Below are 23,973 nucleotides of genomic sequence, written 5' to 3' on the forward strand. Positions count from 1 at the left end.
CATTGAAGGAACTCATCGCTAATGCAGCTTTGAGTTTCTTTCAAAAAAGGGGAGAAGCAAATGCTGAAAGTTGCAGTTATAGGGCTGGGGACAATTTCACATATTCATATTCCAGCAATAAAAGCGAACCCAAATGCTGAGTTAGTGGCTGTCTGTGATACTGACGAAACATTATCGAATTCAGTACCTGAAGCAAACTTTTACAGTAGCTATGAAGAAATGCTTGAAAACGAAGACTTAGATTGTGTTCATATCTGTCTGCCCCATTATCTGCACTACCCTGTTACCAAGGCTTGTGTGGAAAAAGGTGTTCATGTTTTCCTTGAAAAACCACTGGGCTTGAACAGTGAAGAAGGACGTGCTCTGGTTAAAGTAGAGGAAGAAAACAAGGACGTTAAAATCGGTGTCTGCCTGCAAAATCGCAATAATGAATCATTTGAAAAACTTCAAGAAATCATTAGCTCTGGTGAATTTGGTCCTATTAAAGGGGTAAAGGGGCTCGTAGCGTGGTTTCGGCCAAAACAATACTATGATGTCCAGCCGTGGCGCGGGCAGTGGAAATATGCCGGCGGTGGAGTGATGATCAATCAGGCGCTGCATACGATAGACCTCATGCAGCTGGTTGGCGGTGAAATTGAATCCATTAGGGGTTCTGTGGATCAATTATTGGATTATAACATTGAAGTGGAAGATACAGCTTCTGCTCGTATCCAGTTTAAAAATGGTGCTAAGGGGTTATTCTTTGCCACCAATGCAAATGCAGACAATTCTAGTGTTGAACTTGAGGTTCTTTTTGAAAATGCAAGGTTCATCATCAAAGATAGCATTCTTACAAGCGCGAATGAAGCAGGGGAAAAAGAAGAATTGATGGAGGATGCGAAGCTTCCAGGATCAAAGCATTATTACGGTGCAAGTCATGCAAAAACCATCAATCAATTCTATTCTGCAATCATCGAAAATACTCAAGATTATATTCATGCAAAAGACGCACTTGCGTCAATTGCAATTATTGATGCAATTCATATTTCTTCAGAGAAGAAACAAGCAGTGAAAATGGAGGTATTTCAATGAAAAAGGGAAAAATCGGCGTTCAAATGATGATGCTTAAAGGCAAAGTGGAAGAAATCGGTGTATATGAAACGATGAGAAAAGTAAGAGAACTTGGCTATGGTGCTGTGGAAGTATCGCAAATTCCAATGACAAGTGAAAATGTTGCTGAATTAAAAAGAGCAAGTGAAGATTTTGATATCAAGATTGCAGCTCTATCTGCAGCGGTTGAACCAATGCTTCCTGGAATGCCTGGTGAGACATTGACAAATGACTTTGAAAAAATCGTAAACGATTGCAAAACACTTGATTGTAATTATTTACGAATTGGCATGATGCCGTTAATGGCTATGGGCAATAAAGATTCGATTATGGAATTTATCGCTAAAGCTGAGGAAATGGCTCATAGATTAGCTGAGAATGGAATTGAATTGTATTACCATACACATCACTTAGAATTCCAAAAATTTGATGGTGAATATTTATTGGATATTATTAAAAACAACACAACAAAGCTTGGATTTGAATTAGATGTTCACTGGATTCAACGAGCAGGCGTAAATCCTGTTGAATTTGTTAAAGGCTATGCCGGCCGTATTTCACTTTTACACTTGAAGGATTATCGAATTGGACAAATGGATTTAAGTGATATTGACTTCCAGAAGGATATGGGTAAATTCTTTGACAAATTCACAAATACAATTCAATTTGCTGAACTTGGTGAAGGAAACCTAGATCTGAAAGCAATTATAGATGCTGGACTTGAGAGCGGTGCACAGTATTTCTTGGTAGAACAGGATGATACGTATGGCCGCGATCCATTGGAGTGTCTTGAGGTTTCTGCTAATCACTTGAGAAAACTAGGGTATGCTGACTGGTTTTAATATAGTAGAAAAATAAAAAATACAAAAGGGGCAGCAGTAGATGAGCTGCCTCTTTTGTATGGGGAAATCTAGTAGTAAGGAAAAATTCGGTAAAATGTATTCCGTGAAAAGGTATTACTTCAACAAAATCTTTAGAAAATTTAAAATCCAGTTGACTATAGGTAAGAGAGGTGATATTCTTAACTTATTAATTAGTTCACTAAACTAATTAAATAACTGGATAATAGTTTAATAGAATTTTTTTATTTTTCTTTTGAAATGAAAGGGATTTCATTGAGGGGAGTGGCGAGTGAAAAAGGGTTAAGAATAAGTGATTCTATTAATGTTGTGTGCTCTGATGTTGGTATTTGGAACTTATAATTTTTTATTTGCTGAAGGCTTTCTATCTGAAGGGAAATATCCATTCTAGGATGATTTCGACTTCCTAAATCCACCAGAAAAATAAATTCTAAAAAGCATTGCATATGAAAGCGGATTCATTTATTATGAAAGAGTAGAAATTAGTTAGTTCATTAAACAAATTAAAGGGTAATATTTCCACAAAGGACTTAATTAACTATTAATATTAATGAAAGCGGTTAAACCGCTTGGGGGAGGAACTGCGCATGACATCAGCAGTTAATAATCAGCAGCAATACAATAAAGCAAAACTTTGGGAAATAGGTTTCTTTGCTTTAAACAACACTGCAACGAATCTGTACATGTTTATTTTAGCTTTTGTTTCCTACTATGCAGCTGGAATTGCAGGTATTGCTGTAGTCGTAGTAAGTACCATCTTAATGAGTATGAGAATTTGGGATGGAGTTACTGACCCAATTATTGGTTTCATGGTAGATAAAACTGAAGGCAAGTTCGGAAAGTTCCGACCGTACATGGTAATTGGAAATATCATCTTAGCGGCTACTATCCTAGTATTATATAATGTTACACACTTAATACCGGAATCATTCAGACTATTATTCTTTATCTTAATCTATGCCATTCATATTATTGGATATACATGTCAAACATCAGTTACAAAGGCAGCACAAACAGTTTTAACAAATGATCCTAAACAGCGTCCTTTATTCGCAATATTTGATGGGATATACAACACACTACTTTTCACTGGCGGACAAGTTTATGTAGCATCATATTTAATTAAAAAACATGGCGACTTTAATATGGGCCTATTTACTGAACTAAACACTCTAGCAATTATTCTTGCAGGTGTCTTTACCGTATTAGCTGTAATTGGAATTTCCAGCAAAGACAAAAAAGAGTATTTTGGATTGGCAGAAGATACAGTTAAAACGAAATTCCGCGACTTCTGGCCGCTTCTAAAAGGTAATAAAGCGTTACAAAAACTAATTTTTGCTGTAACCGTTGACAAATTAGCATTCTCACTTTTGCGCCATTCCGTAGTAATGGTTATGATATTCGGGATCTTAATCGGCGATTATGCGTTGAGTGGTACTGTATCGATGATTACCATTGTTCCAACCTTATTGATTACATTCTGGGCAGTGGCAAAAGCAAGAAAAACAGGTATGAAAAAAGCATTCCTTTTCTCAACTTGGATTGCATTAGGTGCTTTCGTTTCATTAATTGCCATGTTTACTCTAATGGATGCATCAAGCATCTCAATGTCAAACCTTGGTTTCACAACCATTTTGTTCCTTGTTTTATACACAATGGCTTTGGGCTTTGGCGGCGTTCCATCAACACTTGTTAATCCAATGATTGCGGATGTATCTGACTATGAGACAGATAAATCAGGAAGATATGTACCAGGTATGATCGGAACATTGTTCTCTTTCATTGATAAATTAATCACATCTCTAGCACCAGCGATTGTTGGTTTTGCCGTAGCGTTAATCGGGTTTAAAGATGCATTCCCAACCGTAACGGATACATTAACACCAGAATTAAAACTTGTAACGATTATTTTGGCATTTGCTATTCCAGCTGTTGCCTTGATCATTTCTGGTCTAACGATGTCTCGCTATGAACTTGATGATAAGAAAATGGCAGAAATACAAGAAAGTATTAATGCGAAGAAATCAAAAAATAAAGTTGCCTAACTTGATAGCGGTTTGCAGCTTAATAAAAGAATTTAGAACCCTGGTGAATGCCGGGGTTTTTTGTATAAAAAAACCAATTCACTGTTTATTTTTGTGAATTGGTTTCTCTTTGTTTTTGATCATTTTGTGGAAGGTAGTTAATCCATTCTACTGTTTCAACAATTGCTTGCCATAATTTTTTCATTTTCATTTCCCCCTAGTGATTTAATACCTTTATTATGGGGGATTAGGTTATTTTTAACAATCTTGCTGAAAACGGCAACATTGAAGATGAAAACGAAAACAATGTCAGTGAAACGTGCGTCATCCCTATTTTTCTTACTTTTTCGCCGTTTTTCTAGCCTTTTCAGGGCCCGTCTAGTTTTTCCAAAGAAAAAGCCCTGATATACAGAGCTTACCAGTTATTTAGCTTAAGCTTTCAGCAAAACGTTTGGCTATATCAAATTCTAAACTTAGTTCAGAAACATCAAGAAAGTTCTTAATGGCAAGGGCACAGGCGCCTAAAATGCAAGCCTCTTTTCCAAAGTCAGATATTAAGAGCTTACGATAATGTCCAACGGTAGAAGATAGATGCTTTTTTATTTCAGTTAAGGCATCGGGATACAATTGCAGCAGCTCACTATTAATCACTAATATTTCAGGATTATATAGGTTGATAATGTTATTCAGCCCAATTGTTAAAAGCTTTATATATTCTTCCATTTGTTTACTGGTGATTGGATCTTTCGCTTGAAGCCAATGATGAATATCTTCAGAAGATACATCTCTTTGATTATGACTTTCAGACAGTTTTTTTATAAAACTAGATTCCGAAGCGTATTGTTCCCAGCAGCCTAGATTTCCGCATGTGCAAGGAAGACCGTCTGGAACGATAATCATATGGCCAATCTCTCCTGCATAGCCATCGCAGCCTTTAAGTAATTTACCGTTTACCATAATTCCAAGTCCAATTCCTGAATACAAACTTAGTGACAATAAGTTTTCACTTTGATAATGTTTGTAAACAATCTCAGCGAATGAACATAGGTTTGCGTTATTTTCCACAAAAATTTTGATACCGGTTTCATTTTCGAGGTCCATTTTTAGATCTTTATGATGCCATTGATGGTAAGGTACAAAATAGATGGTTTCATCATTATTAACGATTCCATGTATTCCGATAACCACTCCAATTAAGCCGTATCGTGCATGTGAGCATTTCTCTTTATAGTTAGTAATCTGCTCTCTTAATAATTTCACAATCAATTGATAATCAGAGGTTTCCATCACGATTGTCTGGGTGTCGAGAGGAGTACCGTTTATATCTGATAAGGTAAAGGTAATATTATCCTTATCCAGATCAATCCCTAACGCGAATCCTGCCTGTTTGTTAATCGAAAGCATAATTGGTCTTCTGCCTAGGTTCTTATGCTCGGCCTGCGTTTCTACAATTAATTCTTCTGCTAATAATTCTGCGGCCTGCACCGAAATGGTTGCTTTATTAAGACCTGTAATCTTTGCTAAGTCCGCTCGAGAGATCATACCATGTTCAATGATTTTACTGATGATTAATGATCGATTTATCTTTTTGATAAATGATGCATCTCCGGTGACCATATCATGCACTTCCTTGTCATTTTTCTCTTTATAAAAATAATCGAAAGCAGGAAAAACTGTACTGCAAATTGATTGATTTTTATTTTGCTTAATGATATTATACAGGTAATTAGTTTGTTTGGTAAACAAATTAAATTATTTAAATAGAATAATTTTTTTTATATGGAGATTTGAAAGGGATTACAATGGGGCTTGCATGAAGAATTGTACTTCCTCCCATACATGGAATATAATTCCTTGTGGAACACTTAGTTTATGAAAAGGAGTGAGACTATTTATGGGTATACTTCAGGACTTATTGAGAGATATTCCAGTACCAAAAATGGCAAAGGTTTCGGTGAAGTTTGATAATCAAAAAATTGAAAACTTAGAGCCAGTATTAATGGAAAAGCTAGAGCAAGATTACATAAAGTCTAAAATTAAACCGGGAATGGAAATTGCGGTCGCAGTCGGCAGCCGCGGCCTTGACCGTCTTGTTGAATTAACGGCGGTGACAGTTAAATTCTTAAAAGAACTCGGAGCAAAACCATTTATTGTTCCGAGTATGGGAAGTCATGGCGGTGCAACCGCGGAAGGTCAGAAGGAAGTCCTGGCGCATCTTGGAGTAACAGAAGAAAGTGCGGGTTGTGAAATTCGTTCTTCGATGGAAGTAATTAAAATTGGAGAGCTGCCGAACGGATTACCTGTTTATGTAGATAAATATGCTTCAGAAGCTGATGGCATCGTTGTCATCAACCGTATAAAACCTCATACAGCCTTTAGGGGTCCGGTTGAAAGCGGAATTATGAAAATGATCAGTATTGGGTTAGGTAAGCAAAGAGGGGCTGAGGCCTGTCACCAGCTGGGCTTCAAGTATATGGCAGAAAACGTGCCGGCTATGGCTAAAATGATCATGGAGAAAAAGCCATTTCTTTTTGGAGTGGCAACCATTGAGAACGCATTTGATAAAATTGCCATAGTAGATGTCCTTTCTACTGAAGATATCATTGCGAGAGAGAAAGACCTGCAGGCGAAGGCGAAGGAATTATTACCGAAGCTTTTCTTTGAACAATTAGAAGTCCTGGTGATTAATCAAATTGGTAAGAACATCTCAGGTGATGGTATGGACCCGAATATTACCGGTCGATATCCTACTCCATATGCACACGGCGGACCTGATGTTAACAAAATGGTTGTGCTTGGATTAACCCCCCAAACAGAAGGGAATGCCAATGGTGTGGGTACCGCAGATTTTACCACCCAGCGTTTAGTTGACAGAATGGACCTTGATGTTACCTATGCTAATGGTTTAACTTCAACGGTTGTGGCTCCAACGAAGATTGCTACTACTTTGCCCAATGATCGGGAAGCGATTCAAGCAGCAGTAAAAACAAGTAATATTTTAGATTTTACTAAAGTTAAAATGGTGCGCATAAAAAATACTTTAGAGTTAAGTGAAATTGAAGTGTCTGAAGCGTTAGTAGAATATGTGAAGCAGCATCCAAATATGGAATTGATTTCAGAGCTATATGAATTGCCGTTTGACGAAAATGGAAACTTATTTTAAAACTAGGGGAGAGTTGAAATATGAACAACTTATTTGATTTAACAGGGAAAACAGCGGTGGCTATCGGAGGTAACGGAGTATTAGGTTCAGCAATGGCAAAAGGACTGGCTGATCACGGTGCGAAAGTAGCGATTGTTGGCCGTAATTTGGAAACAGCGGAAGCCGTTGTGAAAGAAATAACTGAAAACGGCGGAGAAGCAAAGGCATTCCAAGCAGATGTAAGTTCAAAGGATTCCTTGATTCAAGTAGCAAATGAAATTGAACAATGGTCCGGCGGCTGGGATATTCTATTGAATGCACCAGGCACAAACAGCCCAACACCGTTTTTTGAGTTAGATATGGACGAGTATGATAAAATTATGGATATTAACCTAAAAGGGATTGTCATGACCTGCCAAATCTTTGCGAAACGAATGATTGAACAGGAGAGAAAGGGAAGCATTATCAATATTTCATCTGTTTCTTCTACTACTCCTTTATCAAGAGTATTTACGTATTCCGTTTCAAAAGCAGGACTTAACAGTGTTACTCAATTCTTAGCTCGTGAATTTGCTACAAACGGGATTCGTGTTAATGCCATTATTCCGGGATTCTTCCCAGCAGAGCAAAATAGAAAAATTTTGGACAAGGGTAGAATTGAATCCATCATGGGTCATACCCCTATGCAACGCTTTGGGGAGGCGGAAGAACTTCAAGGTGCGACTGTTTTTCTTGCATCAGATCAAGCTTCCAGCTTCGTAACAGGAGCTCTAATTCGAGTAGACGGCGGCTTTGGAGCCATGACGATTTAATTTACACATATAGCCTTAAGGCTCTCAATATCTTGTATAGTGGGCGGCTTTTAAAAATGTTTGGGGGAAAGGAGAGTAGACCATGTTAACAGAGAAATATAAGAAATTACAGTCGATTCTCCGAGAAATGGAATCAGTCGTAGTAGCATTCTCAGGCGGTGTAGATAGTACATTTTTATTAAAAGCAGCGATAGAGACATTAGGCAGAGATCAGGTTCTTGCTGTAACAGCCGATTCGGAAACCTATCCCTCCAGTGAGCTTCTAGAGGCAAGAGATTTAGCTGGAAAAATGGGAGTCAAACACCAAGTGATTGAAACCTCTGAATTAGCGATTCCCGGCTATGCAGAGAATAATAAGAATCGATGCTATTTTTGTAAAAGCAGCTTATTTGATCATTTGATTCCGGTAATGGAAGAAAAGGGCTTTAATAATGTTATTTATGGGGTAATTGCAGATGACATGAACGAACATCGACCAGGCATGCAGGCAGCTAAAGAAAAGGGAATACGCGGACCTCTCTTAGAGGCAAACCTATTCAAACAGGAAATTAGGGAGCTTTCACAGCAGTTTGATTTGCCAACCTGGGATAAACCATCATTTGCCTGTCTATCTTCAAGGATTGCTTACGGTGAGTACATCACAAAAGAAAAACTGACCAAGGTTGAAAAAGCTGAAGCATTCCTAAAGAGCTTAAAAATTCGTCAAGTGCGGGTGAGAACCCATCAAGAAATTGCGAGAATCGAAGTAGAGCCGGATGACATGAAGGTCGTCCTCGAACACCACGATTCCATCGTCAAAGAACTCCAAGACTACGGCTATAAATATATCACCTTAGATTTACTTGGATATAAAAGCGGCAGTATGAATAAGGTTCTATCTAATTTAGGTTAGAAAGGTAAGAATTTTAATGGAGGCTTTGGGAATAATCCAAAGCCTTTTCTATTAACGTAATAGAAATAGCAATAATAGACAATTATAATTGACAACATACATATTGTTATTTGAAAAGGAAGATGAGTATGCCAAGAGAGTATGTAATAGGGCTTGATATCGGAACCACTAGTGTCAAAGCTTGTGTATTTCATTTAAACGGAAAATTAGCTGCAGCAGTTGAAAAAATGAACTCCTTTCAATATCCTCATCAAGGCTGGTCTGAACAGGATCCAGTTGAAATTGAACGGTCAGCTGTCCTTGCCATTCGGGAAGCGATTGAAAAAGCAGGAGTCAAAAAGGATGAAGTAATCTCTTTAGGATTTTCAGCTGCTATGCACTCCCTCCTTTGTGTTTCTGAAGACGGAAAACCTTTGTCTCCTGCGATTATCTGGGCAGATGGCAGAAGTATAGAGCAGGCAGAGGCTATAAAGAAAACGATTGGCAGCACTGTTTATGCCAAAACAGGAACACCAATCCATCCGATGACTCCGTTTTTAAAATTACTGTGGATGAAGGAAACAAACTATCAGCCTTACCATGAAGCGGCTTTCTTTATGTCCATTAAAGAGTATTTAATTCAAGTCTGGTTCAATGAACGTGTAATCGATTATTCAATGGCGTCAGCAACAGGCCTATTCAATCCGCAGACTCTTGAATGGGAAGTGGAACTGCTTGAGTTAACAGGTATTCGGAAGGAACAGCTTTCTGAAATCGTTCCTCCAACAAAAGTGTTAGCAGGACTCAACAGTGAAATTGCTGATGAAATGGGTATTAATCCAGAAATGCCATTTGTAATGGGTGCAGCAGATGGTCAGCTGGCAAACATAGGTATTGGTGCCATACTACCTGGAGAAGTGGCCGTTTCTGTTGGCACAAGCGGTGCTATCAGGCAGATTAATCAAGGCGTAAAAATTGATGAGAACCAAGAAACATTTTGTTACTCCTTTACTGCAGATTCATCGATTGTCGGCGGGCCCACCAATAATGGCGGCATTGTCTTACAATGGTTAAAGGATCTTTTAAATGACCAGAGGGATTTTGCCGAATTCTTAGGGGATGCAGAAAAAGTTGCTCCTGGTGCAGAGGGTATTCTGTTCCTGCCTTACTTAAATGGGGAGAGAGCGCCAATCTGGAATCAGCAGGCAAAAGGTAATTTCTATGGCGTTTCCATCACGCATAAGAAGGAACATTTTATTCGTGCTGTTTTAGAAGGGATCACTTTTAACCTCTATCAAATTGGAAAAGCGCTCGAAAGATTAGCAGGCGAGCCGAAAAAAATCTTTGTTAACGGCGGATTAGCCAGGTCGCCGCTATGGCTGCAAATGATGGCTGACATCTTTGAAGCAGAAATTTATGTTTCCGAAAGCCACCACAGTGCCGCATGGGGTGCAGCCTGGACCGCTTTAGTCGGTATCGGTAAAGTGGAATCGTTTGAGGAAATCAAAAAGAATATTCCTATGGGCAGCGGTGTTGTCCCGAATAAGGAGAACAGTATCCGATATAAAGCGATCTATGAAAACTATGAAAAGCTTGCTAAGGATATGGTGAAGTATTTTTAATAGAGGCTATTAAGGGTTTCATGAAGCCCAAAATAGTGGCGGAAAAGTAAAAATGGTACTCAAAAGGGGTTCATGAAGCCCGAAATAGTGGTGAAAAAGTAAAAATGGTCCTCATGAAGGATTCATGAAGCCCAAAAAAGTGGCGGAAAAGTAATAATGATCCTCATGAGGGGTTCATGAAGCCCAAAGCAGTGGCGGAAAAGTAATTATGATCCTCATGAGGGGTTCATGAAGCCCAAAGCAGTGGTGGAAAAAGTAAAAATGGTCCTCATGTTGCCCATTTTTTGAACACTATGAATAACTAAGGGGGGGGAATCGAATGCTTGAAGAGATTTTAGAACAAGTTCAAAAAGGTACCCTCAGTATTGCTGAAGCAAAAGATCAATTAGCGACATTTGAGAATTTGGGTTTTGCAAAGGTTGACCATCATCGGAAGAAACGACAGGGATTCCCGGAAGTAGTCTACGGCGAAGGAAAAACCGCTGAACAGATTATTTCTATTATTCAAGCACTAAGAGCAAGGAATAATCAGGTGATGGTAACGAGGATTTCGGATGAAAAAGCATCAATTGTCAAACAGGCTTGTCCTGAATTTACATATAATGAAATCGCTCAGATCCTGTTTTGGAAGGAGCAAAAAACGAAAGATAACACTCATGGATACATAGCAGTCGTTGCTGCAGGAACCTCCGATTTAAGGGTAGCAGAAGAAGCTGCTGTTACAGCTGAAATACTAGGAAGTAATGTCCATCGTATTTACGATGTTGGCGTAGCTGGGATTCATCGTTTGCTTAGTCATGCAGAAGAAATTCAAAAGGCGACTGTGTCTGTAGTGGTAGCTGGGATGGAAGGCGCACTGCCGAGTGTGGTGGGCGGACTGGTTTCTCATCCTGTGATTGCTGTCCCGACGAGTGTCGGCTATGGTGCTAACTTTAATGGGTTATCGGCTTTGTTGACGATGCTGAATTCATGCGCTTCTGGAATTAGTGTAGTCAATATTGATAATGGCTTTGGCGGAGGGTATAACGCCGTATTAATTCATCAACTTGCACAAAAAGGGGAAAGAAATGAAGACACTTTATTTTGATTGTTTTTCAGGAGTCAGCGGGGATATGGTGATTGGAGCTCTCATCGATGCAGGTGCTGACCCGGTCAAATTAGTAGAAGAATTAAAAAAGTTAAATATCCAAGATGAATACGAATTGAAATGGAAAAAGGTCATTAAGAATGGGATTACAAGTACAAAGTTTGATGTGGAGCTAAAAAATCATGCTCATGACCATAGCCATGACCACGATCATGAGCATGTACACACGCATAGCCATGACCACGATCATGAGCATGTACACATGGATAGTCATTACCACGATCATGAGCATGTACACACGCATAGCCATGACCACGATCATGAGCATGTACACGCGCATAGCCATGACCATGATCATGAGCATGTACACACGCATAGCCATGACCACGATCATGAGCACGGCCACGCACATAGCCATGACCACGATCATGAGCATGGCCACACACATAGCCATGACCACGATCATGAGCACGGCCACGCACATAGCCATGACCACGATCATGAGCACGGCCATACGCATAGCCATACACATGAGCATGGACATTCCCATAGCCATAGTCATCACCACCATGACCACCGCTCCTATAAAGATATTGTCAGGTTAATTGAAGAGGCTGACTTTTCTCAACAAGTGAAAGATACTGCCTTGAAGATCTTTAAAAAGATTGGTGAAGCGGAAGGGCATATTCACGGTGTGACTTTAGATAATGTTCATTTCCATGAAGTGGGTGCAGTTGATTCAATTATCGATATTATCGGGGCTGCTATCTTAATCGATCAATTAGGAATCTCCCATATTAAATCATCCCCAATTCCGGTGGGAACAGGGAGAATTCATATCGACCATGGAATCTATCCAGTACCTGCACCTGCAACATTAGAGATTTTAAAAGGGATTCCGATTGAACACTCAGAGGTAAGATTTGAACTTACCACACCAACAGGTGCAGCAATTATCGCGGTCCTTGCTGAGGAGTTTAGCTCGATTCCTTCCATGAAGGTCAGCTCAATCGGTTATGGTGCCGGGACAAAAACGTTTAAAGACCGACCTAATGTCGTTCGAGTCATCATTGGCGAATAGAAGGAAGGAGGATGCCAAGTGAATTCTCACCCTCCTAATCATGAACACCTCGATCATCAAATGATTAAAATGGAAGTTAACTTAGACAATATTCCTGGAGAATGGCTTGGCTATGTAATGGATCTGCTATTCGAAGCGGGGGCAAATGATGTATTTTATACCCCGATTTATATGAAGAAAAACAGACCAGGAATTTTGCTTCAACTCCTCTGTTCACTAGACTGTGTAAACAAAATGAAGGAAATCCTTTTTAAGGAAACAACAACTCTAGGTCTTCGATATTACCCGTTAACCGTTCACCGGTTAGAGAGAGTATTTAAAAAGGTAGAAACCGAGTGGGGAACTGTAACCGTAAAAGAAGGAATTCTAAATGGCGAAGTCGTGCAGCGGTCACCGGAATATGAGGAATGTAAGAGCCTGGCACAGCTTCATGGTATTCCTTTAAAAAAGGTTTATGAGCAGGTTTGGAAGAAGACCGATACAGTATAAAGATAAAAAAGAAGCGATGCAAAATGGTTTACTGCCAAACAGCATCGCTTCTTTCTATTTATCTATACTCTTGCTTCGAAATTTACACGTTTGTTAATAAAATAAATAATCGGCATACCTACTGCCATCACAACGAATTCTCCAATTGCCACTGTTAACCAAGTAAATAAGAATGGCAGTTCAAATGCAAGGTTTAATTCCCAAGCAATTATGAACATCGTGAAGGTGAAGACAACGGTATTTACAATCATACGAGCCCAGATTCCTTTTATGAAACGTGCAGATATAATTGTAATGGTTAAGGCAATTAATGATTGACCGACACCAAAAACGAGGTCATAGGCAACCATCGGTGAAAAGAAAAGGTTTGCTAAAAATACTCCAACGATAATTCCAAATAAATACTTCTTATTGAATACAATAAGATGATTAAACATTTCGGAAACACGGAATTGGATATTTGTGAAACCAAACGGTGCGATTAAACCGGAAACAGCAATGTATAAAGCTGCCAGAATCGCGTTGACAACTAGTGTTTTTATTTTCATATTCAGTTCTCTCCTTAGTTTTTTTACGTGGGAGGTTCTCGAACCACGTTTTACTGACAAATTAATATATTAATATACTTGAATCTACTAGTCAATATATATTTTCAGTAAGGGAAATTTTATATATACCTAATGGATAATATTTCCCCTTTTGTACATCCTAATAGTAAAAAAAGGAAATTATGATATGAATAATAAAAGAAAGTACATATTAGTTATTATGCTGCTGCCTTGGTTGACAGTTCCTTTCATCGGGAAAAAAGCCATGAAACGATTCTCCCTTACTGCAGCATTTATTGGTCTTTTATTTGGTCTTCAGTCTGTTTACGCGAATAAAAAAGGATGGTGGAGGGTTCACACGCGCCTATTCCCTAATGTATTGGGGGAAATCCCATTTATTATTGGACCATTTTTTGTGGGGTCCATATGGATTTTGAAATTTACATTTGGAAAATTTCTTCGTTATACGTTGATTAATCTTGGAGTGGACTTTTTTCATATCTATATATTCGTTAACTGGCTCCATAGAGTGGGAATTGCTTCGCTTATTCGTTTGAAGGAGTACCAAGCATTAATTTTATTTACAGCTAATGCTGCTATTATGTATGGATTTCAATGGCTGATCGATAAGAAGGTGAGCCCGGAAAAAACCAAATCATTAATCAAAAGAATATTATCCTAATAAATTTTGCAATGGCCAGACTCTGTATTTGTGATCTGGCCTAGTTGTGTTAAATAAATAGATTAATCCATGCTTTGGGATACCCCCATTTAGAACTTCATGCTATTATATTTCTTGTGAATCCATTACTATGGTTGAATAATATTCAGAATATTAATAAAATAGATGTAAGGGGGGGTTTGATGGAACCCATTATTGCTTTAAAAAATGTATCATTTTCATACAAAATTAATGAGAATACTTCTGTTGATGTTCTTAAAGATGTTTCTTTTTCTATTTTTCCTGGTGAGTATGTTGCGATTATCGGACACAATGGTTCGGGGAAATCAACTCTATCCAAGCATCTTAATGGGCTTTTGACTCCGGGTTCAGGGGATGTTTGGGTTTCCGGCCATAATACGAAGGACACTAGTAAAAAGCTGGACATCCGTAAGAGTGTTGGAATGGTCTTTCAGCATCCTGATAATCAAATCGTTGCTACCATTGTCGAAGAAGATGTAGCGTTTGGTTTAGAGAACATAGGTGTCCCGAGGCAGGAAATGAAGCAAAGAATTGATGAGGCTCTGGAGGTTGTGAAGATGTCGGAGTTTCGGAAAAGACCCCCGCACCACTTATCCGGAGGGCAAAAGCAAAGGGTGGCAATTGCAGGGGTGCTTGCGATGCGGCCAAATTGTATTGTATTCGACGAGTCCACGAGTATGCTCGATACTTTTGGCAGAAATGAAGTTCTTCAGGTAATGAGAGAGATGAATGAGCTGGGGATGACGATTATCACTGTTACCCACCGGATGTCGGAAGCGGCTGAAGCGGACCGTATTATTGTAGTGGAAGACGGGAAAATTGTGATGGATGGAATGCCGCGTGAAGTTTTTAAACATAAAGAGGTTCTAATGGAGCTGCAATTAGATATTCCAGCTGTTAGTCAGATGGCAGAAATGATTCATAGGAAGATTCCTGTTTTTTCAAAAGAATTAATTCACGAAGATGAATTGATTAATGAAGTGAAGAGAGTTTCAAAAGCAAGGAGCGGGGAGGTGGTCTAAATGCCCGAGAGGCCGATCATCGAAATAGAAAACTTAACTCATACATATATGAAAGGAACCCCAATGGAGCATAAGGCTTTAAAGGGGACAAGCATGGTGGTCAATGAGGGGGAATGTATTGCCATTATTGGTCACACCGGATCTGGAAAGTCGACTCTTATCCAGCATTTCAATGGCCTGATTCGTCCGGATTCGGGAAAAGTCATCATAGATGGAGTCGATTTATCGAAGAAACGAATCGATATTAAGGCCTTAAGGAGAAAGGTTGGACTTGTTTTTCAAAATCCTGAGGACCAAATTTTCGAAAAACTGATTGGCGATGACATAGCCTATGGGCCCTTTAAGCTTGGTTTGCCTATAAAAGAGGTGAGGGAGCGGGTTAAATGGGCGATGGAAATGGTCGGATTAGATTTTGAGGAAATGAAGGACCGGCAGACCTTTGCCTTAAGCGGCGGACAGAAGCGCAAAGTTGCACTCGCTGGTATACTGGCATTAAAGCCGAAGATACTGGTTCTGGATGAACCAACAGCAGGGCTTGACCCAAGGTCCCGCAATGAGTTATTGGATAAAATAAAATCACTGAATAAATTGGAAAACTTAACGGTAATTTTTGTTTCGCACAATATGGAGGAAGTTGCTTATTTAGCGGATAGAATTTATGTAATGGCAAATGGCAGTGATGTTCTGTCTGGTTCGCCGGAGGATATTTTTACTGGTCAGGAAAATCTGCAGCGGTATGAAATTGGGACACCCGAAACGGTACAAGCTTTATACCGGCTGAAAGATCTTGGATTCCAAGTAAATACTTCTGCTTTTACCATTTCAGAAGCAGCGGAAGAAATCATAAAGGTTCTTGCTGATGGGGGGAGTAAGAATCATGGCTAGTGAATTCGATCTATCAAGAAATATTACGATTGGTCAATACGTACCCACGGGTTCATTTATTCATAGGCTGGACCCGAGAATAAAGCTGTTAGTGTTTACCGTACTGGTATTAGCCATTGCCCTTAATACGAGTTATCTTGGGAATGCTCTTGGTCTCATATTATCTATTTATTTATTCTGGGCTTCAAAAATCCCTGTAAGTTATGGGTTGTCAGGTATTAAACCTGCTATTCCCTTTATCATTATATTAGCTGTGCTGCAGCTGATCTTCCAAGGTAATGTATTTTCCGGAGGAACTGTATATTTTGAGTATGGATTTATCTTGATTACCAGTGAGAGTATACGTCTTGTAATCGTTTCGGCTGTACGTTTTGTGGAGATTATCTTATTAAGCAGTGTTCTTACACTTTCTACCTCCACTACTGAATTAACCCATGCGATTCAAAGTCTATTAAGTCCTTTGAAAAAAATAAAATTTCCTGTCCATGAAATTTCATTAATTATTACCATAGCCATTCGCTTTGTACCAACCTTTGCGATTGAAATGGAGAAGATGATGAAAGCGCAAGCCTCAAGAGGGGCAGATTTCGGATCAGGGGAATGGTGGAGAATTATTCAGAGAACCAAAGATATGCTGCCCATTATTATCCCTTTATTTAATATCGCACTTTCAAGGGCAGAGGATTTGGTGCTAGCGATGGAATCTCGCTGCTATACACCTGGGAATGATCGGAGTTCCTATTCCGTTTACAAGGCAATCGGACGAGATTACTTGGTATTAATTGTTGGGCTATTGTTATCTGGACTATTACTTTTTTATCACTTTCCATATTAGAAAAAAATAAAAGGGGGAGACATAGAATGAAAGGTACATTAACGGTACGAAATATTGTGATTGCTGGGGTACTTGGTGCAGTGGCCATTCTTTTAGGTGTAACTCGATTAGGGTATATTCCGGTACCTACTGCAGCTGGAAATGCAACCATTATGCATATTCCAGCGATTATTGGCGGAATCATGCAGGGACCGGTTGTAGGAGCAATCGTTGGGGTGATCTTTGGTGTTTCTTCTTTCCTAAATGCGACCGTTCCTCTGTTCAAAGATCCATTAGTAGCCATTCTTCCACGCCTATTTATTGGTGTCGTTGCATGGTTAGTGTATGTGGGAATCCGTAGAAAGAGTGAATATCTAGCTATTGGAACTGCGGCATTTCTAGGAACCTTGACTAATACTGTTCTTGTATTAACCATGGCCGTAGTTAGAGGTTACATGGGTGCTGAGGTAGCTTGGACAGTTGCTTTAACGAGCGGCATTCCAGAAGCAGTCGTTGGGACGATTGTGACATTAGCAGTTGTATTAGCATGGAAACAAATTGGTAAAGGAAAGAAGTCGAAGATATCAGAAGTTTAATAAATTACTTTGTAAAAATAGAACCCCATTGGACTTAGACCAATGGGGTTCTCAATTAAATATCGTGAAAAGAGGAATAATATGTTACATCATGTAGAGATATATGTGTCAAACCTTCAAAAAAGTATAGAATTTTGGGGCTGGCTGCTGCCTGAATTAGGATATGAACTCTATCAAAAGTGGGATTCCGGGGTAAGCTGGAATCACCAAGAAACCTATCTTGTATTTGTGCAAGCTGAAGAAAGATACTTGGATATTCCTTACCATCGCTCAAGAGTGGGGCTTAATCATCTTGCCTTTCATGGGAATTCAAGGAAACATATTGATGAAATGACACAGATTTTACTAGAGAAGGGGATACAAATTTTATACAAAGACAAGCATCCTTATGCAGGTGGAAAGGATTATTATGCTGTGTTCTTTGAGGACCCGGATCGTATCAAAGTAGAACTAGTTGCCCCAAGTGTGTGAGGTAAGAGAATTTCTGGTAGTGTGATTTACATCACGAAAAACCATCGCTTTTATCTTTATAATACAAGGAAAGTAAAAGGGGTGTATATAAGATGGAATATAGTTTTAAAACACTTTATAGTGAAATTGGCGGACAGGAAACGATTGATAAATTGGTTGAAGCCTTTTATCCACGGGTATATGCAGACCCTGAATTACGGCCGTTGTTTGAAGGGGACATGGAAGAAATTATGAGGAAGCAAAGAATGTTCCTTCCGCAATTCTTAGGTGGTCCCGCACTTTATAGTCAGGAGTTCGGTCCGCCTGCGATGCAGCAGCGTCATCTACCTTTTGAAGTAACACCAAGAAGAGCACAGTGCTGGCTTCGTTGTATGAAAGAAGCCTTTCAGGAAATTGGTCTCTACGATAAACCAGCAGGACTTGCTTTTTACGATCGGTTAACTCAAGTTGCGGGGATTATGGTAAATAGTCCAGATAGAGAGTAAAGCAGCAAAAGGGTGTCCTAAAAACTGGGCATCCTTTTTTTACAATAATAAAAAGAACGAAACTTTTGTAAATTTAAATGTGAATATTTCACTATGTTAATTTACATGACATTTACCTAGTCTAAATGGCAGCTCCATATTTGCTAAACATTTTCCCCATACAATGATAGGTGTAAGAGAAAACATATAAAAAGGGAGATGGAGAAAATGAAAAAAGCAATGGTGATTGGAGCCGGCCTGACTTTTAGTTTATTATTTAGTCCTTTTCAACAGGCTTTTGCAGCCGAAACAATTGGGGAATTACGAAAAGTGGATAACGTAGCACATCGGGGTGCAACAGGATATGCACCGGAGAATACGATTGCCGCTTTTGATAAAGGTGTGGATATGAAAGCTGATTACATTGAAATTGATGTCCAAAGAAGTAAGGATGGGGAATTGGTCATTATTCATGATACAACTGTTGACAGAACAACCGATGGGACAGGCAATGTGAAGGATTTAACCTTCGAACAACTTAGAAGTCTCGATGCTGGCAGCTGGAAAGGGGAAGAATTCAAAGGGGAACAAATTCCTACCTTCGATGAAATTCTTGACCGTTATCATGGAAAAGTTGGTATTTTAATAGAATTAAAGGCACCTGAGCTTTATCCTGGAATTGAAGCACAAGTTGCCGAGGAACTAAAAGAGCGAAACCTCGATAAACCACAGAATGAAAAAATTATTATTCAGTCGTTTAATTTTGAATCTATGAAAATTACAAACAGCCTGCTTCCAAAGGTGCCAATTGGTGTCCTTACATCCAATAGAGCCCACACAACGGAACACGCTTTGAAGGAATTTGCAACGTATGCCGATTACTTTAACCCAAGCTACGGAATCGTAACTAAAGAATTGGTTGATCAAGTCCACTCACTTGGAATGAAAATTCAATCTTGGACAGTTCGAAGCCAAGAGGCAGCGGATTTCCTTTTAGAAATGGACGTAGATGGAATTATTACGGATTATCCTGATTATGTAGATCCTAGAAAATAGGACAAACTATTACGAAAAGAGGGAAGGCTTTACTCCCTCTTTTTCTAGTATTTTAAGTCGTTTCCTCTCTCCTTAATGAAAAAAGTAAAATAGTAATTGTTTTGATTAAATCATATATGTTTAATTGCTGTAAAAGCTGGTAAGGTGTAGTCAAATATTATCGAGAGATAACTCCTAAGCCGCCAATTGGGGTAAGGAGCTTTTTTATGTTATAGTATTTTTTATTAGTTTGGCGGGAGGATCAAAGAATGGAAATGAATGAGCAATGGTGGAAGAAGAGTGTCGTGTATCAAATTTATCCTCGGAGTTTTATGGATTCAAATGGAGATGGAATCGGTGATCTAAAGGGGATTGTCCAAAAACTCGATTACTTGAAGCTATTAGGTGTAGATGTGATTTGGCTGAGCCCTGTTTACGATTCACCTAATGATGATAATGGGTATGATATCCGAAACTATCAAGCAATCATGAAAGAGTTTGGAACGATGGATGAATTTGACCAGCTTCTTCGTGAAATACATAAAAGAGATATGAAGCTCATTATGGATTTGGTGGTTAACCATACGTCGGATGAACACCAATGGTTTGAAGAATCAAAAAAATCGAAGGACAATCCCTATCGAGACTATTATATTTGGCGTGAAAAACCGAATAATTGGGGCTCCGTTTTTAGCGGGTCTGCATGGGAGTATGATGAAAATACAAAAGAATATTATCTTCATTTATTTTCAAAGAAACAGCCAGATTTAAATTGGGAAAACCCTAAGCTTAGAGAAGAAGTCTATCAAATGATGAGATTTTGGCTCGACAAAGGAATCGATGGTTTTCGAATGGATGTAATTAATTTTATTTCCAAACATCCAGATTTACCGGATGGTGCAAAAGGCGAGGGACAAGCATTTGGGGATGGCAGTCCATACTTTATGAATGGGCCAAGGATTCATGAATTTTTGCATGAAATGAATCAAGAAGTTTTATCCCGCTATCCGGCGATGACTGTTGGTGAAATGCCTGGGGCTTCACCAGATGATGCGATTTCTTATACCGATCCGGACCGAAAAGAAGTAAACATGATTTTCACTTTTGAGCACATGGATTTAGATAGTGCACCAGGAGGAAAATGGAATTTAAAGCCTCTTCATTTGCCAGATTTAAAAGAAAACCTGGCGAAGTGGCAAACTGCTTTGCATAATAAAGGCTGGAATAGCTTGTATTGGAACAACCATGATCAGCCGCGGATTGTATCACGGTTCGGGGATGATCAAAACTACCGAGTGGAATCGGCGAAAATGCTCGCGGCCTGTCTTCATTTCATGCAGGGAACGCCCTATATTTATCAAGGTGAAGAAATTGGAATGACGAACGTGAAATTTGATGCCCTTGAAGATTATCGTGATATAGAGACGATGAATATGTATAAAGAGAGAATCGCTTTAGGCTATAGCCATGAGGAAATCATGAAGTCTATTTATGTAAAAGGCAGGGATAATGCCCGAACACCGATGCAGTGGGATCCAAGTGTGAATGGCGGCTTTACAACCGGCACTCCTTGGATAAAGGTAAATCCAAGATACGATGAAATCAATGTCAAGGCAGCTTTAGAGGATCCGCAATCGATTTTTTATTTCTATCAAAAATTAATTGCGCTTCGTAAAGAAATGGATATTATCGTTGAAGGGGATTTTAAGCTTCTGTTAGAAGATAGTTGCGAAATATTTGCTTATGAGCGCAATTGGAAGGATGAACAGCTTCTTGTACTGTGTAATTTCAGTTCTGGTGAAGTTGCCATTGGTGATGATGAGCTGCTTAGGAAAATGCAGGATTACCAACTAGTTATATCCAATTATGAACCTGATACTAAGAGTAGTTTACGACCTTATGAAACGGTTGTACTAAAAGTATAAAAGTAAAAGGGCTGCATTCATGCAGCCCTTTTCTGTTGAAAAACGACATAGTCAATAAAACTTTACCGATACCACTGCAATTACTTATTTGAGAGCCCGCTTCCACTATTTTTGAAGGTTTACGGTCACTTATCCGTCTGGTGAGAGCCCGCGTCTGCAATTTTTGAGGATTCACGGTCACTCATCGGTCTGATGAGAGCCTGCTTCTGCAATTTTTGAAGGTTCACGTTCACTTATCGGTCTGATGAGAGCCCGCGTCCGCTATTTTTGAAGGTCCGCGGTCACTCATCAGTTAAATGAGAGCCCGCGTCCGCTATTTTTGAAGGTCCACGGTCACTCATCGCTCCAATGAGAGCCCGCGTCCGCTATTTTTGAAGGTCCACGGTCACTCATCGGTCAAATGAGAGCCCGCGCCAGCACTATTTAAAGGTCCGCGGTCACTCATCACTCCAGTGAGAGCCCGAATCGTCCCTGTTAATAAGATAACCGGCTCTCATTTCCTTACTTATACTCCAAAATTACAAATCCATTACCCTTAAGCTGAATAGTACCATTTAGCAGATCAACTATCTCATCTTCCCAAAGGTTTTTAACTATTTTTCCTCGCACCTGATCTGGAAGTGGATATTCCACAGGCTTCTCACTCGTATTAAGAATAACTAAAATTGTCTTATCATCATTAGATTTCGTATAAGCCAGACAATTATCATACTGTTCAGGGTCAATAAAGGATAGGACGCCGGCATTCCTGAGTAAAGGATACGCCTTTCTAAGCTGGAGCAGTTTTTTAATATGGTTAAATAAATCAACATTCTGCTTCTCTTTATCCCATTCCATACATTTCCGGCAGCCAGGGTCCTGAGGGCCGCTCATTCCTACTTCATCGCCATAATAAATACAAGGAGTTCCGATATAGGTTAACATCAAAGTAAACACTTGCTTCACCCTGGCTAGATTCTCCCCGCATTCTGTCAAGATTCTAGGAGTATCATGACTGCCGACTAGATTAAACGCCACTTCGTTAATATTTCTTGTGTACATATGATTCACACCGGTCATACTCTCAGCAAATTCTTTTGTGGTAATGCTTTGTTTTGCGAACAGCTTAAGAATATTCGTTGTAAAAGGATAATTCATGACTGCATCGAATTGGTCTCCTCGGAGCCATGGAATCGAGTCATGCCAAATTTCTCCCAGTATATAGAGCTCCGGTTTAATAGCCTTTACCTCTTTTCGGAACTCTCGCCAAAAGGCGTGGTCCACTTCATTTGCGACATCAAGTCTCCAGCCGTCAATATCAAACTCTCTCACCCAATAACGTCCAACTTCTAACAAATATTCCTTTACCTCTGGATTCTCAGTATTCAGCTTAGGCATAAAGGGGGTAAAGGCAAACGTATCATAGTTCGCTTTTGGTTCTGTCGTAACCGGAAATTCATGGATATGAAACCAATCCTTATATACGGAATCCTCTCCTTTTTCCAAGACGTCTTGAAAAGGAGGGAAGTAAAACCCGCTATGGTTGAAAACCGCATCCAGCATAATTTTAATTCCATTTTGGTGACATACCTTCACTAGTTCCTTAAAGGTTTCCTTTGTTCCAAACTGTGGGTCAATCTCCATATAGTCAATCGTATCGTATTTATGATTGGAATAAGCTTTGAAGATAGGAGTAAAGTATATCCCTGTAATGCCTAGTTCTTTTAAGTAAGGAATATTTTGAATAACCCCTTCTAGATCGCCTCCGAAAAAATTCGTAGGTGAGGGTTCTTCACTTCCCCAAGCCAGCACACCTTTAGGATCATATTTCTTATTCCCGTTTGCAAATCTTTCAGGGAAAATCTGATACCAGACAGTATCCTTTACCCAGGAAGGTGCCTTAAAGATATCTGCATTGTTTATATAAGGAAAACAGAAATAGTAAGCAGTATCATCTAATGGCGGCTCTGAATAATAACCCTTCTCTGTAAAACAAAGTGTTTCTGTACCGTCATCCAAAATAAATCCATAGCGGAGACGTCTGAACGGAGGGGTTACGCTTGCAAACCAATAATCAAATAACTGGTCTGATCCACTTTTTTCCATAGGAGTGGTTGTCGTTTGCCAGCTGTTTTCCTTCCAATCATAGGGATCTCCATGAACAAGAGTGACCTTTCTAAGGTCATTTTTTTTGGTGCGGATGGTGATGTGTAGTTCATTGTTTGTGCAAACGTATGCATAATTATCTTTAGGTCGGTGATATATCGCTTCCTTAAACATTTGCGCCAGCTCCTTCTAGTTTCTTTAATTTAAAGGTTATTGTACCCGTAAAAGCTTGTCAATAGCATAAAAAATAAGAAGTTACATCATGGGGGATTATTGGAGGTCTAAAATTTTTGAACAAGTTTATAAAAAAGTAGTTGTAAAATAAAAAAATGGGCATATAATTAGAGT

The 23,973-nt window shown here is 39.3% G+C and carries 20 protein-coding genes, 1 pseudogene and 1 riboswitch; of the genes and pseudogenes, 18 read left to right on the forward strand and 3 right to left on the reverse strand.

All coding sequences use genetic code 11. From position 1 onward, the window contains the following. The first annotated feature begins 60 nt into the window (after window positions 1-60). From SFC47_RS16600 to SFC47_RS16610, 3 genes are all read left to right on the forward strand, one after another. The gene (locus tag SFC47_RS16600; RefSeq protein ID WP_411255418.1) at window positions 61-1,071 is read left to right on the forward strand and encodes a Gfo/Idh/MocA family protein; all 1,011 of its coding nucleotides are present in this window, start codon (window positions 61-63) and stop codon (window positions 1,069-1,071) included. Further along, window positions 1,068-1,931 carry a sugar phosphate isomerase/epimerase family protein gene (locus tag SFC47_RS16605; RefSeq protein ID WP_411255419.1) on the forward strand — a complete coding sequence of 288 codons (864 nt, stop codon included), beginning with the start codon at window positions 1,068-1,070 and terminating at the stop codon, window positions 1,929-1,931. The genes SFC47_RS16600 and SFC47_RS16605 overlap by 4 nt, the downstream gene beginning before the upstream one ends. A gap of 605 nt (window positions 1,932-2,536) precedes the next feature. Then, entirely contained in the window at window positions 2,537-3,994 is a 1,458-nt protein-coding gene (locus tag SFC47_RS16610) for an MFS transporter (protein WP_411255420.1), read from the forward strand. A gap of 405 nt (window positions 3,995-4,399) precedes the next feature. Here SFC47_RS16610 and SFC47_RS16615 read toward each other — a convergent pair whose 3' ends face one another. Continuing rightward, the gene (locus SFC47_RS16615) at window positions 4,400-5,719 is read right to left on the reverse strand and encodes an ROK family transcriptional regulator (protein WP_411255421.1); all 1,320 of its coding nucleotides are present in this window, start codon (window positions 5,717-5,719) and stop codon (window positions 4,400-4,402) included. A gap of 148 nt (window positions 5,720-5,867) precedes the next feature. Here SFC47_RS16615 and SFC47_RS16620 point away from each other — a divergent pair, with 148 nt between their 5' ends. The 6 genes and pseudogenes from SFC47_RS16620 to larC all read left to right on the forward strand — a co-directional run bounded on the left by SFC47_RS16620 (window position 5,868) and on the right by larC (window position 13,077). Next, on the forward strand, window positions 5,868-7,136 hold the full coding sequence (locus SFC47_RS16620) for a nickel pincer cofactor-dependent isomerase, group 22 (protein WP_411255422.1): 1,269 nt from the start codon (window positions 5,868-5,870) through the stop codon (window positions 7,134-7,136). A 20-nt stretch (window positions 7,137-7,156) separates the two neighbouring features. After that, a complete protein-coding gene (locus SFC47_RS16625) occupies window positions 7,157-7,927 on the forward strand; it encodes an SDR family oxidoreductase (protein WP_411255423.1) in 771 nt (256 codons plus the stop codon). Between the two features lie 82 nt (window positions 7,928-8,009). Next, window positions 8,010-8,819, forward strand: coding sequence for an ATP-dependent sacrificial sulfur transferase LarE (gene larE / locus SFC47_RS16630; RefSeq protein ID WP_411255424.1), 810 nt, complete (start codon window positions 8,010-8,012; stop codon window positions 8,817-8,819). Between the two features lie 128 nt (window positions 8,820-8,947). After that, the gene (locus SFC47_RS16635; protein ID WP_411255425.1) at window positions 8,948-10,420 is read left to right on the forward strand and encodes a gluconokinase; all 1,473 of its coding nucleotides are present in this window, start codon (window positions 8,948-8,950) and stop codon (window positions 10,418-10,420) included. Window positions 10,421-10,739: 319 nt separating this feature from the next. After that, a complete protein-coding gene (gene larB / locus SFC47_RS16640) occupies window positions 10,740-11,507 on the forward strand; it encodes a nickel pincer cofactor biosynthesis protein LarB (protein WP_411255426.1) in 768 nt (255 codons plus the stop codon). A 25-nt stretch (window positions 11,508-11,532) separates the two neighbouring features. Beyond that, a pseudogene (gene larC / locus SFC47_RS16645) lies at window positions 11,533-13,077 on the forward strand (nickel pincer cofactor biosynthesis protein LarC). A 62-nt stretch (window positions 13,078-13,139) separates the two neighbouring features. On the opposite strand, the gene SFC47_RS16650 reads toward larC, so the two are convergent. Beyond that, window positions 13,140-13,625 (reverse strand): QueT transporter family protein, encoded by a 486-nt coding sequence (locus tag SFC47_RS16650; protein ID WP_411255427.1) that lies wholly within the window; start codon window positions 13,623-13,625, stop codon window positions 13,140-13,142. A gap of 8 nt (window positions 13,626-13,633) precedes the next feature. Next, window positions 13,634-13,678: riboswitch (PreQ1 riboswitch) on the reverse strand. Window positions 13,679-13,812: 134 nt separating this feature from the next. On the opposite strand from SFC47_RS16650, the gene SFC47_RS16655 reads away from it, so the two are divergent. From SFC47_RS16655 to SFC47_RS16695, 9 genes are all read left to right on the forward strand, one after another. Further along, window positions 13,813-14,307 carry a hypothetical protein gene (locus tag SFC47_RS16655; protein WP_411255428.1) on the forward strand — a complete coding sequence of 165 codons (495 nt, stop codon included), beginning with the start codon at window positions 13,813-13,815 and terminating at the stop codon, window positions 14,305-14,307. Window positions 14,308-14,489: 182 nt separating this feature from the next. Next, entirely contained in the window at window positions 14,490-15,350 is an 861-nt protein-coding gene (locus SFC47_RS16660) for an energy-coupling factor transporter ATPase (RefSeq protein ID WP_411255429.1), read from the forward strand. After that, the gene (locus tag SFC47_RS16665) at window positions 15,351-16,235 is read left to right on the forward strand and encodes an energy-coupling factor transporter ATPase (RefSeq protein WP_411255430.1); all 885 of its coding nucleotides are present in this window, start codon (window positions 15,351-15,353) and stop codon (window positions 16,233-16,235) included. It begins immediately after the preceding gene. Beyond that, complete coding sequence (locus tag SFC47_RS16670; RefSeq protein ID WP_411255431.1) at window positions 16,228-17,070, forward strand: energy-coupling factor transporter transmembrane component T family protein; 843 nt, start codon at window positions 16,228-16,230, stop codon at window positions 17,068-17,070. The genes SFC47_RS16665 and SFC47_RS16670 overlap by 8 nt, the downstream gene beginning before the upstream one ends. A gap of 26 nt (window positions 17,071-17,096) precedes the next feature. Continuing rightward, window positions 17,097-17,645, forward strand: coding sequence for an ECF transporter S component (locus SFC47_RS16675; protein WP_411255432.1), 549 nt, complete (start codon window positions 17,097-17,099; stop codon window positions 17,643-17,645). A gap of 81 nt (window positions 17,646-17,726) precedes the next feature. Further along, window positions 17,727-18,116, forward strand: coding sequence for a VOC family protein (locus SFC47_RS16680; RefSeq protein WP_411255433.1), 390 nt, complete (start codon window positions 17,727-17,729; stop codon window positions 18,114-18,116). A 92-nt stretch (window positions 18,117-18,208) separates the two neighbouring features. Then, complete coding sequence (locus SFC47_RS16685) at window positions 18,209-18,601, forward strand: globin domain-containing protein (protein ID WP_411255434.1); 393 nt, start codon at window positions 18,209-18,211, stop codon at window positions 18,599-18,601. A gap of 207 nt (window positions 18,602-18,808) precedes the next feature. Beyond that, the gene (locus SFC47_RS16690) at window positions 18,809-19,636 is read left to right on the forward strand and encodes a glycerophosphodiester phosphodiesterase (RefSeq protein WP_411255435.1); all 828 of its coding nucleotides are present in this window, start codon (window positions 18,809-18,811) and stop codon (window positions 19,634-19,636) included. Window positions 19,637-19,890: 254 nt separating this feature from the next. Continuing rightward, complete coding sequence (locus SFC47_RS16695; RefSeq protein WP_411255492.1) at window positions 19,891-21,540, forward strand: glycoside hydrolase family 13 protein; 1,650 nt, start codon at window positions 19,891-19,893, stop codon at window positions 21,538-21,540. 501 nt (window positions 21,541-22,041) lie between these two features. On the opposite strand, the gene SFC47_RS16700 is transcribed toward SFC47_RS16695, so the two are convergent. Continuing rightward, window positions 22,042-23,799 carry an alpha-glycosidase gene (locus tag SFC47_RS16700; RefSeq protein WP_411255436.1) on the reverse strand — a complete coding sequence of 586 codons (1,758 nt, stop codon included), beginning with the start codon at window positions 23,797-23,799 and terminating at the stop codon, window positions 22,042-22,044. Between the last annotated feature and the right edge of the window lie 174 nt (window positions 23,800-23,973).

The organism is Neobacillus niacini (assembly GCF_046591715.1).
In the GTDB taxonomy this organism is placed as follows: Bacteria; Bacillota; Bacilli; order Bacillales; family Cytobacillaceae; genus Neobacillus; species Neobacillus niacini_L.

Bases quoted from the DNA above. Each gene is read 5' to 3' on its own strand.
- SFC47_RS16600 (WP_411255418.1), top strand. From the start codon at position 61: ATGCTGAAAGTTGCAGTTATAGGGCTGGGGACAATTTCACATATTCAT.
- SFC47_RS16605 (WP_411255419.1), top strand. From the start codon at position 1,068: ATGAAAAAGGGAAAAATCGGCGTTCAAATGATGATGCTTAAAGGCAAA.
- SFC47_RS16610 (WP_411255420.1), top strand. From the start codon at position 2,537: ATGACATCAGCAGTTAATAATCAGCAGCAATACAATAAAGCAAAACTT.
- SFC47_RS16620 (WP_411255422.1), top strand. From the start codon at position 5,868: ATGGGTATACTTCAGGACTTATTGAGAGATATTCCAGTACCAAAAATG.
- SFC47_RS16625 (WP_411255423.1), top strand. From the start codon at position 7,157: ATGAACAACTTATTTGATTTAACAGGGAAAACAGCGGTGGCTATCGGA.
- larE (WP_411255424.1), top strand. From the start codon at position 8,010: ATGTTAACAGAGAAATATAAGAAATTACAGTCGATTCTCCGAGAAATG.
- SFC47_RS16635 (WP_411255425.1), top strand. From the start codon at position 8,948: ATGCCAAGAGAGTATGTAATAGGGCTTGATATCGGAACCACTAGTGTC.
- larB (WP_411255426.1), top strand. From the start codon at position 10,740: ATGCTTGAAGAGATTTTAGAACAAGTTCAAAAAGGTACCCTCAGTATT.
- SFC47_RS16650 (WP_411255427.1), bottom strand. From the start codon at position 13,625: ATGAAAATAAAAACACTAGTTGTCAACGCGATTCTGGCAGCTTTATAC.
- SFC47_RS16655 (WP_411255428.1), top strand. From the start codon at position 13,813: ATGAATAATAAAAGAAAGTACATATTAGTTATTATGCTGCTGCCTTGG.
- SFC47_RS16660 (WP_411255429.1), top strand. From the start codon at position 14,490: ATGGAACCCATTATTGCTTTAAAAAATGTATCATTTTCATACAAAATT.
- SFC47_RS16665 (WP_411255430.1), top strand. From the start codon at position 15,351: ATGCCCGAGAGGCCGATCATCGAAATAGAAAACTTAACTCATACATAT.
- SFC47_RS16670 (WP_411255431.1), top strand. From the start codon at position 16,228: ATGGCTAGTGAATTCGATCTATCAAGAAATATTACGATTGGTCAATAC.
- SFC47_RS16675 (WP_411255432.1), top strand. From the start codon at position 17,097: ATGAAAGGTACATTAACGGTACGAAATATTGTGATTGCTGGGGTACTT.
- SFC47_RS16680 (WP_411255433.1), top strand. From the start codon at position 17,727: ATGTTACATCATGTAGAGATATATGTGTCAAACCTTCAAAAAAGTATA.
- SFC47_RS16685 (WP_411255434.1), top strand. From the start codon at position 18,209: ATGGAATATAGTTTTAAAACACTTTATAGTGAAATTGGCGGACAGGAA.
- SFC47_RS16690 (WP_411255435.1), top strand. From the start codon at position 18,809: ATGAAAAAAGCAATGGTGATTGGAGCCGGCCTGACTTTTAGTTTATTA.
- SFC47_RS16695 (WP_411255492.1), top strand. From the start codon at position 19,891: ATGAATGAGCAATGGTGGAAGAAGAGTGTCGTGTATCAAATTTATCCT.
- SFC47_RS16700 (WP_411255436.1), bottom strand. From the start codon at position 23,799: ATGTTTAAGGAAGCGATATATCACCGACCTAAAGATAATTATGCATAC.